The organism is Mycobacterium sp. (assembly GCF_044370595.1).
Lineage (GTDB): Bacteria > Actinomycetota > Actinomycetes > Mycobacteriales > Mycobacteriaceae > Mycobacterium.
The window spans coordinates 1-12,548 of sequence record NZ_JBILVF010000014.1 but is presented as its reverse complement, the minus strand read 5'-3'; the positions used below and the strand labels follow the sequence as shown (position 1 = coordinate 12,548).

The 12,548-nt window shown below is 69.2% G+C and carries 13 protein-coding genes and 2 pseudogenes; 9 read left to right on the top strand and 6 right to left on the bottom strand.

All coding sequences use genetic code 11. The annotated features are described in order from the left end of the window. Positions 1-6: 6 nt before the first annotated feature. Both ADBZ5N_RS03660 and ADBZ5N_RS03655 read left to right on the top strand, forming a co-directional pair. Complete coding sequence (locus ADBZ5N_RS03660) at positions 7-522, top strand: DUF5078 domain-containing protein (RefSeq protein ID WP_526256126.1); 516 nt, start codon at positions 7-9, stop codon at positions 520-522. 5 nt (positions 523-527) lie between these two features. After that, complete coding sequence (locus tag ADBZ5N_RS03655) at positions 528-998, top strand: DUF5078 domain-containing protein (RefSeq protein ID WP_526256125.1); 471 nt, start codon at positions 528-530, stop codon at positions 996-998. A gap of 21 nt (positions 999-1,019) precedes the next feature. Here the strand turns inward: ADBZ5N_RS03655 and ADBZ5N_RS03650 are convergent, their stop codons facing one another. Both ADBZ5N_RS03650 and ADBZ5N_RS03645 read right to left on the bottom strand, forming a co-directional pair. Then, positions 1,020-1,733 carry a TIGR03089 family protein gene (locus tag ADBZ5N_RS03650; protein ID WP_526256124.1) on the bottom strand — a complete coding sequence of 238 codons (714 nt, stop codon included), beginning with the start codon at positions 1,731-1,733 and terminating at the stop codon, positions 1,020-1,022. 16 nt (positions 1,734-1,749) lie between these two features. Next, positions 1,750-3,207: an LCP family protein gene (locus tag ADBZ5N_RS03645; RefSeq protein ID WP_526256159.1), complete on the bottom strand. Its 1,458-nt coding sequence runs from the start codon at positions 3,205-3,207 to the stop codon at positions 1,750-1,752. A 130-nt stretch (positions 3,208-3,337) separates the two neighbouring features. Between ADBZ5N_RS03645 and rfbD the strand changes: the two genes are divergently transcribed. The 3 genes and pseudogenes from rfbD (at position 3,338) to manB (ending at position 6,162) form a co-directional block, all read left to right on the top strand. Beyond that, complete coding sequence (gene rfbD, locus ADBZ5N_RS03640) at positions 3,338-4,204, top strand: dTDP-4-dehydrorhamnose reductase (protein ID WP_526256158.1); 867 nt, start codon at positions 3,338-3,340, stop codon at positions 4,202-4,204. Next, positions 4,201-5,082 carry a glycosyltransferase family 2 protein gene (locus ADBZ5N_RS03635; RefSeq protein WP_526256123.1) on the top strand — a complete coding sequence of 294 codons (882 nt, stop codon included), beginning with the start codon at positions 4,201-4,203 and terminating at the stop codon, positions 5,080-5,082. Before rfbD ends, ADBZ5N_RS03635 begins: the two co-directional genes overlap by 4 nt. Continuing rightward, positions 5,079-6,162, top strand: a pseudogene (manB, locus tag ADBZ5N_RS03630) (mannose-1-phosphate guanylyltransferase ManB). Before ADBZ5N_RS03635 ends, manB begins: the two are co-directional and overlap by 4 nt. Here manB and ADBZ5N_RS03625 read toward each other — a convergent pair. From ADBZ5N_RS03625 to cofD, 3 genes are read right to left on the bottom strand one after another with little or no spacing between them, the layout of a single operon-like run. Next, positions 6,148-6,702, bottom strand: coding sequence for an NUDIX hydrolase (locus tag ADBZ5N_RS03625; protein WP_526256122.1), 555 nt, complete (start codon positions 6,700-6,702; stop codon positions 6,148-6,150). The pseudogene manB and the gene ADBZ5N_RS03625 overlap by 15 nt on opposite strands. Further along, positions 6,699-8,045, bottom strand: coding sequence for a coenzyme F420-0:L-glutamate ligase (locus ADBZ5N_RS03620; protein ID WP_526256121.1), 1,347 nt, complete (start codon positions 8,043-8,045; stop codon positions 6,699-6,701). The genes ADBZ5N_RS03625 and ADBZ5N_RS03620 overlap by 4 nt, the downstream gene beginning before the upstream one ends. Beyond that, positions 8,042-9,100: a 2-phospho-L-lactate transferase gene (cofD, locus tag ADBZ5N_RS03615; RefSeq protein WP_526256120.1), complete on the bottom strand. Its 1,059-nt coding sequence runs from the start codon at positions 9,098-9,100 to the stop codon at positions 8,042-8,044. The genes ADBZ5N_RS03620 and cofD overlap by 4 nt, the downstream gene beginning before the upstream one ends. A gap of 369 nt (positions 9,101-9,469) precedes the next feature. Here cofD and ADBZ5N_RS03610 point away from each other — a divergent pair, with 369 nt between their 5' ends. Beyond that, a complete protein-coding gene (locus ADBZ5N_RS03610) occupies positions 9,470-9,727 on the top strand; it encodes a WhiB family transcriptional regulator (protein ID WP_526256157.1) in 258 nt (85 codons plus the stop codon). A gap of 10 nt (positions 9,728-9,737) precedes the next feature. On the opposite strand, the gene ADBZ5N_RS03605 is transcribed toward ADBZ5N_RS03610, so the two are convergent. Continuing rightward, positions 9,738-10,163, bottom strand: a complete 426-nt coding sequence (locus ADBZ5N_RS03605) for a metallopeptidase family protein (protein WP_526256156.1) — start codon at positions 10,161-10,163, stop codon at positions 9,738-9,740. A gap of 157 nt (positions 10,164-10,320) precedes the next feature. Here ADBZ5N_RS03605 and ADBZ5N_RS03600 point away from each other — a divergent pair, with 157 nt between their 5' ends. The 3 genes and pseudogenes from ADBZ5N_RS03600 to ADBZ5N_RS03590 form a co-directional block, all read left to right on the top strand. Next, positions 10,321-10,746 carry a DUF3499 family protein gene (locus ADBZ5N_RS03600; RefSeq protein WP_526256119.1) on the top strand — a complete coding sequence of 142 codons (426 nt, stop codon included), beginning with the start codon at positions 10,321-10,323 and terminating at the stop codon, positions 10,744-10,746. 85 nt (positions 10,747-10,831) lie between these two features. Next, positions 10,832-12,217 (top strand): phosphomannomutase/phosphoglucomutase, encoded by a 1,386-nt coding sequence (locus tag ADBZ5N_RS03595; protein WP_526256118.1) that lies wholly within the window; start codon positions 10,832-10,834, stop codon positions 12,215-12,217. Continuing rightward, positions 12,214-12,548 (top strand): annotated as a pseudogene (locus ADBZ5N_RS03590) (TobH protein); the annotation flags it as partial. The gene ADBZ5N_RS03595 and the pseudogene ADBZ5N_RS03590, both read left to right, overlap by 4 nt.

The following is a 12,548-nucleotide window of genomic DNA, read 5'->3' as shown; positions in this document are numbered from 1 at the left end:
CCTTTCATGACTTCTGTCCGTTTGTTCGGCGTCGCTGCAGTGACCGGCGCCTTCGTCCTCGGCTCGTTGGGTACCGCGGCGGTCGCCGCCGCCGACAACACCGTTCCGCCGTCCATGCTCAACACCACCTGCTCACTGGACCAGATCATGGCCGCCACCAAGGTGGTTGATCCGATCACCTACGGCGAACTGATCGGCAAGTACAACTCCGAACCGCGGTGGGTGCAGGGCGGCATCGTCTACCACATGAATCTGCTGCTGGCCAAGCCGCCGCAGGAGCGCCAGGCCGAGGTGAACGAGCTCGTCGGGATCTTCCCGCAGTACGTCTCGATCTTCACCGCCGCCGAACCCAAGGCCAACGAGATTGCGGCCAAGTGCCCCACCTTCCCGGCTGAAGATCCGGCGGTGTGGAACGCCTCCGCCCCTGCTCCGGCTCCGGTGGCCGCGCCTGCGCCGGCCGCTCCGGCTCCGGTGGCCGCGCCTGCGCCCGCCGCTCCGGCTGCTCCGGCACCGGCCGCGTAGCTGTCGTGGCTACTCGTCACGTGCTCCCCGGCCTGGTTGCGGCCGGCGCGATCGCCGTCGGTGCCCTCGGTGCCCTCGGTGTCCCGGCCGTCGCTGCGGCCGATGCCAACCTGGCGCCGTCCATGGTGTCCACCACCTGCTCACTGGACCAGGTCATGGCCGCCACCCGGGTGCAGGACCCGGTCGCCTACGGCAACCTGGTGGGCAGGTTCAACTCGCAGCCACGGTGGGTGCAGGGCGGCATCATCTACCACCTGAACACGCTGCTGCAGACCCCGCCGCCGCAGCGGCAGGCCGAGGCCAATCAGCTGGCGGGCCGGTTCCCCGAGTTCGTCGCGCTGTTCACCGTCGCTGAGCCGGCCGCGAACAAGATCGCGGCTACGTGCCCGACCTTCCCGGCCGAGGATCCGGCGATCTGGAACCCGGCCGCGCCGCCGCCGGTTCCGGTCGCTGCCCCGGCACCGCCGGCACCGTAACCGGGGGACGGGGGCGCGCAGTCACAGTGTCCGGGTGACCTTTTCGGTTTGCCGGCGCCGCTCCAGCAGGGCGGGGTCCGGGTTGGCGACCTGCACCAGTGAGGCCCCCGCGGCGAGTAGGGCCAGGAGGTTGCCGACGAGATCCTGCGGGGTCGACCAGGACCGGTCGGAGATCACCCGGTCACCGGCGGTCAGGCCCTGCCGCGCGGCGCTGCGCCGGGCCTCCTCGAGTACCTCCTCGACGGTCCGGCCCGCCAGTGCCGGCCCGGGCGTGCGTTCGGGGATCGCCTGATCGCCGTGCACCGGGACCGCGGTCGCGTAGTCGGTCACCCCGATTGGCAGATCCTTGGCCGGCTTGCCGAACGGGTCCAGCGACAGCACCGCCACCTCACCGCCGGCTACCGCGTCGTCGGCCTCGGCCAACCGGTCGGCGGTGCACAGCGCGAGGTCGGCAGGTCCGCTCAGCACCGCCTCCGCGCCGATCCACCAGACCCCCAGCAGCACCGCCGCGCTCTGCCAGTGTGCGGGCAGCAGCACCGCGACCCGACTGGCCGGGCCCGCGCCCAGTTCGTCGCGCAGCAGGTTGGCGGTTTTGGCCGCCCAGTTCGCCAGTGTCACGGTCGACACCTCGATGCGTTCACCGGTGGCGTCGTCGTAGTAGGTGATCCGGGGGCCCATCGGGCCCGCGGCGGGCGCCAGCAGCGGATCAAGCAGGGCGTCGGTCAGCGTCGTCATTTATTGACGTGCCGTATCAGTAAACGCACCGCGGGTCATCCGGCCCGGCGGTGATCACCGGTGACGGCGGCGGTGCGGCGCTGGGAGCGGCGTCGGCGGCGGCGTCCTGCACCGTGGCGGCGGTGGGCAGCGTTCCGTCCAGACCTGAACCGGGGCCCTTGTAGTCCTCGGCGAGCACCACCTGAACCGTGCCTGCCGGGATCGCGGGGTCCGCCTTGACCGGCAGGCCGCCGAGTTCCTTGGCCACCGCCTCGGCGCCCAGGTCGTCGGTGGCTGCGGCCAGAACCTGACTTTCGGTGACCTTGTCGCTGTTGCCGACCGCGCCGCCGGTGAAGCCGGCCGCGGTCAGCCGCTCCGATACCGCACCGGCGAGGCCGTTGATGTCGGTGTCGTTGAGGACGTCGACGACGGTCTGCTCACGCGTGTAGGTGACCTTGGCTGTCTGGCCGGAATCCTGTTCCTGCAGAAGCCCTTTCACCCACTCTCCGACCGCGGCGGGGTCGACCGTCACCACGGACTGCGCGCCGTCGTCGCTCCAACCGTTCTCGGCCAGCACCGGAATGGTGGCGAAGGCGACGTTGCCCGCGGCGAGTCGCTGCAACTGCTTGAGAAAGTCCATCACATCCCAGCCCGAGGAGATCACCACCGAGCGTTGAATGGCGTCCTGAAGCCGGCCCATCGTGGCGGGGCTGCTCAGCGTCTTGCCCGAAATAACCTGGTGGGCAAGGGAAGCCATCACAACCTGCTGGCGGACGACCCGGTCGAGGTCACCGCGCGGCAGATCGTGGCGCTGCCGTACGAAGCTCAGCGCCTGCGGTCCGTCCAGCCGCTGCCAGCCGGCCGGGAAGTCCGCGCCGGAAAGGGGTTCGCGAACAGGGGCTTCCAGGCACACCTCGACGCCTCCGAGGGCGTCGGTGATGAGCGAGAAGCCGAGCAGGCCGATCTCGGCGTAGTGATCCACCGTCACGCCGGTCAGGTCGGTGACCGTCTTGATGAGGGCGTTTCGGCCCGCCTCCACCGCCTGTGGTTCGGCCACTGCGGGATCCTCGTCCTGGTTTTCGACGAGTTCCTTCATCCGGTCTAGTTTGACCTGCCCGTAGACGCCGTTGATCTTGGTCTTGTCCAGCCCGGGAGCCGCCACGTAGGAGTCGCGCGGGATGGAGATCGCGGTGGCCGAGCGGCCGTTGTGCGGAATGCGGACCAGGATGATGGTGTCGGTGTTGGTCGCGGCCTCATCGCCGGCGTGCAACTGGGCCAACTCCTGCTCGGTGAGCGGATTGCCGTGCGCGTCGGCGCGGCTGTCCATGCCGACCAGCAGGATGTCGGTGGCGCCGTCATCGCCGGCCGCCCGACCGCCCAGCAGGGCGGTGGTGAAGTGGAAGATCCCGCTCTCGAAGTTGCGGACCGAACCCCAGGCCACCCCGGTGCCGAGCAGGACCGTTACCGCGAGCAGCGCCATCAGGGTGCGCGCCATCGGTCGGACGCGTGTCACTGCCGTCACTTCCGTCTCATCTGGCACTCGCTCAGGCTACTGGTGAACCCGCCTTATCCGTGGTAGCCGCCATCGGCGTGCCAGGCCCGCATGTCAGACTCACGGTGTGCGGATGGTGATCACCGGCGCCGGCGGCCAGGTCGGGCGGTTCCTGGCTGACCAGGCCGGCCGGCAGGGCCATGAGGTCGTGTCGCTGACCCGCCGCGATTTCGATATCACCGACCCCCGGGCGGCCCGCCACCGGATCGGTGCCGGTGACCTGGTGGTCAACTGTGCGGCCCTCACCAACGTCGACGCCGCCGAGGCCGATCCGGACACCGCCCACGCCGTCAACGCGATCGGACCGGGCAACCTGGCCCGGGCCTGCGCGGCCCTGGGAGCACGGCTGATCCACATCTCCACCGACTATGTCTTCAGCGGCGAACTGGGCCGGCCGTACGAGATCTCTGACGCCTGCGGCCCGCTGAGCGTGTACGGCCGCAGCAAGCTCGAAGGTGAACTCGCCGTGCACGCCGAACTGCCGGAGGCGCATGTGGTGCGCACGTCGTGGGTCTACACCGGCGGATCCGGCACGGATTTCGTCGCGGCGATGCGCCGGTTGGCGGCCACCGACCAGACCGTGGACATGGTGGCCGATCAGACCGGATCGCCCACCTACGTCTCGGACCTGGTCGAGGCGCTGCTGCAGATCGCCGCGGGGGGAATCGAGGCGCCGACCCTGCACGCCGCCAACGCCGGCGCGGCCAGCCGCTTCGATCAGGCCCGGGCGGTTTTCTCCCTGCTCAGAGCAGATCCCGAGCGGGTGCGGCCGGTCAGCACCGACGCGGTGCCCCGTCCGGCCCGCCGCCCGGTGTACTCCGCGCTGGGGATGGCTGAGTCGGCGCGGGCCGGACTCACCGCGCTGCGGCCGTGGCGGGAGGCTCTTGTCGCCGCGCTTGCGGTGCCCGTTGCCGACGGCCAGATAACCTCGCAGCCGTGAGCGACGAGCCCGCCCTGACCGTGGTCACGGTGACCTACTCGTCGGGTTCGCATCTGGAACGATTCCTGTCCTCGCTGACGGTAGCCACCGACCTGCCCGTGCAGGTGGTGATCGCCGACAACGGTTCGGTCGACGGTGCGCCCGAGGAGGCAGTGCAGCGCTACCCCGGAACCCGGCTGCTGCCCACCGGCGGCAACCTCGGTTACGGGACCGCGGCCAACCGTGCGGTCGCGACGGTGTCTGGCAGCCAGGAGTTCGTGCTGGTCGCCAACCCCGACGTGGTGTGGTCGCCCGGCAGCATCGACGCGTTGCTCGACGCCGCCGCGCGTTGGCCGCAGGCCGGTGCCCTGGGGCCGTTGATCCGCGATCCCGATGGCGCGGTGTATCCCTCCGCCCGGCACCTGCCGAGCTTGGTTCGGGGCGGGATGCATGCGGTGGTGGGGTTCGTCTGGAAGGGCAACCCGTGGACCAAGTCCTACCGCCAGGAACGCGCAGAACCCAGCGAGCGGCCCGTCGGTTGGTTGTCCGGATCGTGTCTTCTCTTGCGCCGCAAGGCATTTGATGCCGTCGGCGGGTTCGACGAACGCTATTTCATGTACATGGAGGACGTCGACCTCGGTGATCGACTCGGCCGGTCGGGCTGGCTCAATGTCTACGTGCCCGGTTCGGAGATTCTGCACGATAAGGGGCACTCGACCGGTCGCAACCCGGCCCGCAACCTGCGCGCGCATCACGACAGCACCTACATCTACCTGGCCGATCGGCACACCGGTTGGCAGCAGGCTCCGTTGCGGTGGACGATGAAGGGGGCTCTCCGGATTCGGGCGGGCGCAGCGGTGCGCAAGTCGCGCCGGGAATTGCGGAGAGGGACGCGATGATTTCACAGGTTCCGCCGGTCGATCCGGCGAAGGTCGATGCCCTGGTCCTGGTGGGTGGTAAGGGAACCCGGTTGCGGCCGCTGACCCTCTCGGCACCCAAGCCGATGCTGCCGACCGCCGGTGTGCCGTTTTTGACCCATCTGCTGTCCCGGATCGCCGCCACCGGGATCGAGCACGTCCTACAAGGCCGAGACCTTCGAAGCCGAGTTCGGCGACGGCTCCAAACTGGGACTTCAGATCGACTACGTCACCGAACAGACCCCACTGGGCACCGGCGGTGGTATCGCCAACGTCGCCCCCAAACTGCGCAACGACACCGTGATGGTGTTCAACGGCGATGTGCTCTCCGGGATGGATCTGGGCGCGATGCTCGCGGTGCACGCCGAGCGCGATGCCGATCTGACCCTGCACCTGGTGCGGGTCGCCGACCCGCGCGCGTTCGGTTCGGTGCCGACCGACGGCAAGGGAAACGTGTTGGCGTTCCTGGAGAAAACCGAGGACCCGCCCACCGATCAGATCAACGCCGGGACCTACATCTTCAAACGCAGCATCATCGACCTCATTCCGCGCGGCCGGGAGGTCTCGGTGGAGCGCGAGGTGTTCCCGACGCTGCTCACCGACGGGGCCAAGGTGTGTGGCTACGTCGACGCCAGCTACTGGCGGGATATGGGGACCCCGGAGGACTTCGTCCGCGGCTCAGCTGATCTGGTGCGTGGTATCGCCCCGTCGCCGGCGCTGGCCGGCCAACGCGGGGAGAGCCTGGTGCACGACGGCGCCTCGGTGGCCCCCGGTGCCCTGCTCTACGGCGGCACCGTCGTCGGCCGGGGTGCCGAGATCGGGGCCGGGGTACGCCTGGACGGTGCGGTGATCTTCGACGGCGCTCGCATCGAACCCGGTGCGGTGGTTGAACGGTCGATCATCGGCTTCGGCGCCCGGATCGGGCCTCGAGCACTGATCCGCGACGGGGTGATCGGTGACGGCGCCGACGTCGGGGCCCGGTGCGAACTGCTGCGCGGTGCGCGGGTGTGGCCCGGGGTGCTCATCCCGGACTGCGGTATCAGGTACTCAAGCGATATCTAGGCGGTTCCTGGCCGTGGTGATCAGTTGAGTCAGGCCGTTGTCGAACTCGCACGGCGCCTCGTCCAGCGGCCACCATCGCAGGTCCAGTGACTCCTCGCTGATGACCGGTTGCGCCCCGGCCGGTGCGTGGACCAGGAACTGCAGGTCGAGGTGGCGGGTCGGTACGCCCAGCGAGCAGGTCACCGGGTGGACGTGGATGGCGGCCAGTTGCGGGTCGATCCGCAGGCCGGTGATGCCCGACTCTTCGGTGGCCTCGCGCAGTGCGGCGGCCAGGATTCCGCTGTCGCCGGGTTCGCAGTGGCCGCCTAACTGAACCCAGCGGCCCAGCCGGGGATGCAGGGTCAGCAACGCCTGGGTGCCGGTGTCGTCGACGACGAGGGCGGAGGCGGTGATGTGTCCTGGTACGCAGGCTCGATCGCAGCCATCCGGACGGGCCAGCAGGAAGGCCAGTACCGCGTGCCGCAGCGCGTCCTGGCCGGGGTTGGTGGTCGCCCAGTCGGTCAGTGTGGTGATCGCCGACTCATGCACCGGGGTGCTCACCGGCGCAGCAGCCTGTCATCGACGGGCGTGGGCTCGCGGGCCGCGACCTCCTCGGTGGGGTAGCCGATCGCAATGGCGCCCAACGGCTCCCAATCCTGCGGCAGTTGCAGAATGTTGCGCACCACCGCCGGGGCGAAGATGGTCGAGCCGATCCAGCAGCTTCCCACCCCGCGCACCGCAAGTCCGACCAGCAGGCCCTGAACGGCTGCACCCACCGCGACGGTGAACATGGTGTGTTCGGCGGCCGTGCGGGCAGGATCGGGGTAGTGGTGTGCACCATCGGGCACCATGAACGGGATCACCACCTCGGGGGCGTCGTAGAGAATCTGCCCGCGGGCCAGCCGCCGTTCGATCTGAGCGGCCGGCCTGCCGTCGCCGGCCAGATCGGTGCGCCAGGCCTCGCGCATCGCCTCCAGTAACTCCAGCCGGCGTACCCGATCGGTGAGCCAGACGAACCGGGCCGGCCGGGTGTGGTGCGGGGCGGGGGCGGTGAGTGCTTCGGCGACCGCGGCCTCGATGAGCCCGCCTTCCACCGGCCGGTCGTCGAATCGGCGGACCGAGCGGCGCACCAGCTGAGCCTGCCGGCGCCCGAGTTCGATCGCTTCGGCGGTGCCGAGCCAGAACAGGTCATCCGCACCGCCGCGCAGCAGTCGCGCGGCGGTCGAGCCGTCGTCGGGCATCGCCAGTCCGCGCACCACCGCGACCGGCACTCCGGTCAGCTTGCCCTTGACCAGATCGGCGGCCGCGGCCACCTCGTCGGCGACGGCGACCTCGGTCACCAGCAGTTCGTTGCCGTGGCGGTCATGTGACCCGGCGTAGCTGTGCAGCACCGGGATTCCCGCCGAACCGATCGCCGCGTCGGTCTGTCCGTTGCGCCAGGCCCGGCCCATGGTGTCGGTGAGGATCACCGCGACATCGGCTCCGCAGCGCTGCTGCAGCGCGGTGCGTAACCGGGCGGCGCTGGCGTCGGGATCCTCGGGCAGCAGCGCCAATTCCGTTGTGGCGACGTTTGATCCGTCCACCCCGGCGGCCGCCTGAACCAGACCGTACCGGTTCGCGGTGATCAGTGTGCGGCCCTTGCGGGCCAGCACCCGCACCGCCTCGTCGTCGATCAGTCTGCGGCGCAGAGCGTCTCGCTCCTCGGCGTCTTGGGGCGCGGGCACGATGCGACCCTCGCATTTGGACACCACCTTGCTGGTCACGACGACGACATCACCATCCCGCAGCCACGGCGCCGCGGTACAGATCGCCGCAGCGAGGTCGTCGCCGGGCCGGAACTCCGGAAGGCCGGTGACGGGAAGGATCTGCACCGGTGCGGCGGTGCCGTGGTCCGGCCCGGTCACAGCCGCACCCCGGCCAGATCCAGGCCGGCGCGCACCATCTGTGCGGTGGCCGCCGGATCGGACATCAGCAGTGGGAAGGACTTCACCGTCACACCCGGTACGTCCGCCTCATCGCTGTCGTGCACAAGCCAGTAGTCCAGCAGTCCGGTGGCCGACCGGGCGCCGTAGTGCCGGCCGACGGCCTCTGAGGTGGTCGGCACGCCGATCACTTTCAGACACTCGTCGGCCATGCCGCGCAGCGGTTTTCCGCTGACGATGGGGGAGTAGCCGATCACCGGCGCCGGAGTGGACCGCAGCGCACCCCGAATACCGCCGATCGCCAGGATGGCCCCGACGCTGACCACCGGGTTGGACGGGGCGAGCATCACCACGTCGGCCCCGGTGATCGCCTCCACCACACCCGGTGCGGCGGTGGCGGTGTCGGCGCCGACGAAGGCGAAGCTGTGGGTCCGGATGCAGGCCCGGTACCGGACCCACCATTCCTGGAAATGGATCGCCTTGTTCTCGCCGGTGTCGGGATCGGTGACCACAACATGGGTTTCGCAGCGATCATCGCTGGCGGGTAGCAGGGTGGCGCCCGGCGACCAACGGTGGCACAGCGCCTCGGTCACCTGTCCGAGTGGGTAGCCCGCGCGCAGCATCTGGCTGCGCACCAGATGGGTGGCCAGGTCCCGGTCGCCGAGTCCGAACCAGTCCGGTTGAATTCCGTAGGCGGCGAGTTCCTCTTTGGCATGCCAGGTTTCGTCGCGATGCCCCCAGCCACGCTCGGGGTCAATGCCACCGCCCAGGGTGTACATGCAGGTGTCGAGGTCCGGGCAGATACGCACGCCGAACATCCAGGCGTCATCGCCGATATTGACCACCGCGGTCAAGTCGTGCGCGCTGTCAGACTGGCCGGCGGACTGGCCGGCGGACTGGCCGGCGAACTGGCCGGCGAACTGGCCGGCGAACTGGCCGGCGAACTGGCCGGCGAACTGGCCCATGCCCAAAAGCCGCTGCACCCCAAGCAGGAAACGGGCGCCCCCGATGCCGCCGACCAGAACGGTGATCTTCACACCGACCGACACTATTCTGCTGTCGTTCGAGGACTGCACGCGGTCACAGTGACGTAACTCGCTAGACACGCCAAGGTGTCGACACGCCGGTTTCGGTCACGAGAGTGGTAGTGAAATCCGGTCAACGGCTTGACCGCAGCATCATCGGCACTGTCTAATCACAACAGTGTCATTTCACGCTCGACCTGCCGGTTTCAGTGTCGCAGACCGTGATTCGACCACATGTTCGAATAGAAGTGATGCTGGAATGACGGATTCAGGTTAAGGAGAGCGGACATGTCCTACGAGACTTTCCTGGGAGCGCTCGGCGAACCGCACACCGCTACCGGATCGACGGCGATGGGTTCGATGGCGCGGTTACACCTCAGTGTGGTCCCGGATCTGATCGACGCACCCCTGACACCGGATGATCCGCTGTGGCAGGAGAAGGCACTGTGCGCGCAGACCGATCCGGAAGCCTTCTTCCCGGAGAAGGGTGGCTCCACACGCGAAGCCAAGCGGATCTGCCTGGGCTGCGAGGTGCGCGACGCCTGCCTTGACTACGCCCTGGCCAATGATGAGCGCTTCGGTATCTGGGGGGGTTTGTCCGAGCGTGAACGCCGGCGACTCAAGCGCGGCATCATCTGATCGGTCCGAACTAGTCGTCGCTGTCCATGCTGGGGTCGATGACGGAGGGTTCGACGCCCAGATACGTGGCGACCTGCGCCACCAGAATCTCATGCAGTAGGTCGGTCAGATCGACCGTGTCCTTCGCTCGCCGCTCAACCGGCTTGCGGAACAACACAATTCGGGCCCGCGTCGGGTCGCCGCGGACATCCACCCCCGCCGGAATCAGCCGGGCTAGCGCAATCGGCCCGTCGGCCACCACTTCCGGGGGCCATTGCACGCTGTCTGGATCCCGCGGTGCGATCCGCGGAATCTCATCGACGGCCACATCTAGTTCGGCCAGCCGGTCGCGCCAGCGTCGCTCTATCGGTTCGTAGGCCTCCAGTACCGCCATATCGAAACGTTCGGCGCGGCTGCGCCACCCGGGAACCGTCGGGGGCAGGAGCGGTCCGCGCATCTCGCGGCCGCGCCGGGAGCCGCCCCCGGATCCGCCGCCGCGTCGGGAACTGCGGGCGTCGGCCATGGACTGCAGATCGTAACGGTTGTACATCGGCAGGTCCGGCGCTGCGCGTGTCCGGCATCACGTCGCATTCCGCCGCGATAGCCTCACCGGCGTGAATGTTCCCCGTCGCTGCAGCAGGCCCGGGTGCGCGCATTACGCCGTGGCGACGCTGACCTACGTCTACTCCGACTCCACCGCTGTCGTGGGTCCGCTGGCGACCGTCCGCGAGCCGCACTCCTGGGATCTATGTCTCGGGCACGCCAGCCGGATCACCGCGCCCCGCGGCTGGGAACTCGTCCGGCATGCCGCGCCATTGCCGACCAACCCCGACGAGGACGACCTCATCGCGCTCGCCGAGGCGGTCCGCGAAGGCGTCCGGGAGGGCACCGGCGGTTCCCCGATGCCCGGGTTCTCCGACCCGGTCGGCGGTGGTTTCAGCGCCGTGCCGCCGTCGTCGGGCGCATCGCATGTCCAACGCAGCGGCTCGGCCGGTCGCCGCCGAGGGCACTTGCGGGTGCTGCCCGATCCGGCGGACTGACCGCTCAATCGGCGAGTGCCCTGCGGCTAGGCTGGACGGCCAGGTTGGTTCCCAGATTACTTCTGAAGCCCCGAGGAGTCCCGCGATGCCACGATCCGCCGCCGACGTGCGCCGCGTGATCAAGGCCTACGACGTGCGCGGCCTTGTCGGCAGTGAACTCGACGAGGCGTTCGTGCGCGACGTCGGGGGGGCGTTCGCCCGGCTGATGCGCCGCGAGGGCGCCGGCTCGCAGGTGGTGATCGGCTATGACATGCGGGAGAGTTCGCCGGCCCTGGCGGCGGCTTTCGCCGACGGGGTCACCACCGAGGGTCTCGACGTCATCCGCATCGGCCTGGCGTCCACCGATGAGCTGTATTTCGCCTCCGGACTGTTGAACTGCCCCGGCGCGATGTTCACCGCCAGCCACAACCCGGCGGCCTACAACGGCATCAAACTGTGTCGGGCCCGGGCCAAGCCGGTCGGTGAGGACACCGGCCTGGCGGAGATCCGCGACGACGTCATCGCCGGAACGCCGGTCGGCCACGGGTGGGACGGACCGACCGGCAGCGTGCAGGACACCGATGTGCTGGGTGACTACGGCGCGTTCCTGCGGTCGCTGGTCGACGTCAGTGCGCTGCGGCCGTTGCGGGTCGCCGTCGATGCCGGCAACGGAATGGCCGGGCACACCGCTCCGGCGGTTCTGGGCGCCATCGGGTCGGTCACGCTGTTGCCGTTGTACTTCGAACTCGACGGCTCATTCCCGAATCACGAAGCAAACCCACTGGAACCGGCCAACCTGGTGGACCTGCAGGACTTCGTCCGCCGAACCGGGGCCGACATCGGCCTGGCCTTCGACGGTGACGCCGACCGCTGCTTCGTCGTCGACGAACTCGGTCAACCGGTCACGCCATCGGCGGTCACCGCCCTGGTGGCGGCTCGGGAGTTGGCCCGTGAGCCCGGCGCCACGGTGATCCACAACCTGATCACCTCCCGGGTGGTCCCGGAGGTGATCACCGAGAGTGGCGGAACTCCGATGCGCTCCCGGGTCGGGCACTCCTACATCAAGGCCCTGATGGCCGACAGCGGGGCGATCTTCGGCGGTGAACACTCCGCGCACTACTACTTCCGGGACTTCTGGGGCGCCGACTCCGGCATGCTTGCCGCCCTGCATGTGCTGGCCGCCCTCGGCGGGCAAGACCGGTCGCTGTCGCAATTGATGGCCGACTACCAGCGCTACGCTGCTTCCGGGGAGATCAACTTCCGGGTTGACGATGCACCGAAATGCGTTGCAGCGGTGCTCGATTCGTTTGCAGATCGGACCGTTGCAACCGACGGACTCGATGGTGTCACCGTCGACCTCGGTGACGGCGCGTGGTTCAACCTGCGCACCTCCAACACCGAGCCGCTGCTGCGGCTCAATGTCGAGGCCCGCACCGCGGCGGCGGTTGACGCAATAGTCACCCAGGCGGCCGAACGGATCTCGGCGACATGAGCGCCGCCCACGCCACAGTCGATCTCGACGACACCGAAGGACTGCTGGAGGCCGACCGCGACGGACTGTTGCGCGCCGCGGCGATGGCCGGCGCCCAGGTGCGCGCGACGGCCGCCGCGGTCCAGGAGGGTGCCCTGCAGCAGATCACCGGCGGGCAGCGGCCCAGAACGGTGATCTGGCTCGCCGGGCGGGGGTCGGCAGCCTCCGCGGGGGCGATGCTCGCCGCCGCTCTCGGTGCCACCGCCGGTTCGCCGCTGGTGCAGGCCGCCGAAGCGCTGCCGTGGATCGGCCCCCGGGATGTCTTGATCGTCGCCGGGGACGATCCCGGCGA

Bases quoted from the DNA above. Each gene is read 5' to 3' on its own strand.
- ADBZ5N_RS03660 (WP_526256126.1), top strand. From the start codon at position 7: ATGACTTCTGTCCGTTTGTTCGGCGTCGCTGCAGTGACCGGCGCCTTC.
- ADBZ5N_RS03650 (WP_526256124.1), bottom strand. From the start codon at position 1,733: ATGACGACGCTGACCGACGCCCTGCTTGATCCGCTGCTGGCGCCCGCC.
- ADBZ5N_RS03645 (WP_526256159.1), bottom strand. From the start codon at position 3,207: ATGGCGCGCACCCTGATGGCGCTGCTCGCGGTAACGGTCCTGCTCGGC.
- rfbD (WP_526256158.1), top strand. From the start codon at position 3,338: ATGGTGATCACCGGCGCCGGCGGCCAGGTCGGGCGGTTCCTGGCTGAC.
- ADBZ5N_RS03605 (WP_526256156.1), bottom strand. From the start codon at position 10,163: ATGCGCGGACCGCTCCTGCCCCCGACGGTTCCCGGGTGGCGCAGCCGC.
- ADBZ5N_RS03595 (WP_526256118.1), top strand. From the start codon at position 10,832: ATGCCACGATCCGCCGCCGACGTGCGCCGCGTGATCAAGGCCTACGAC.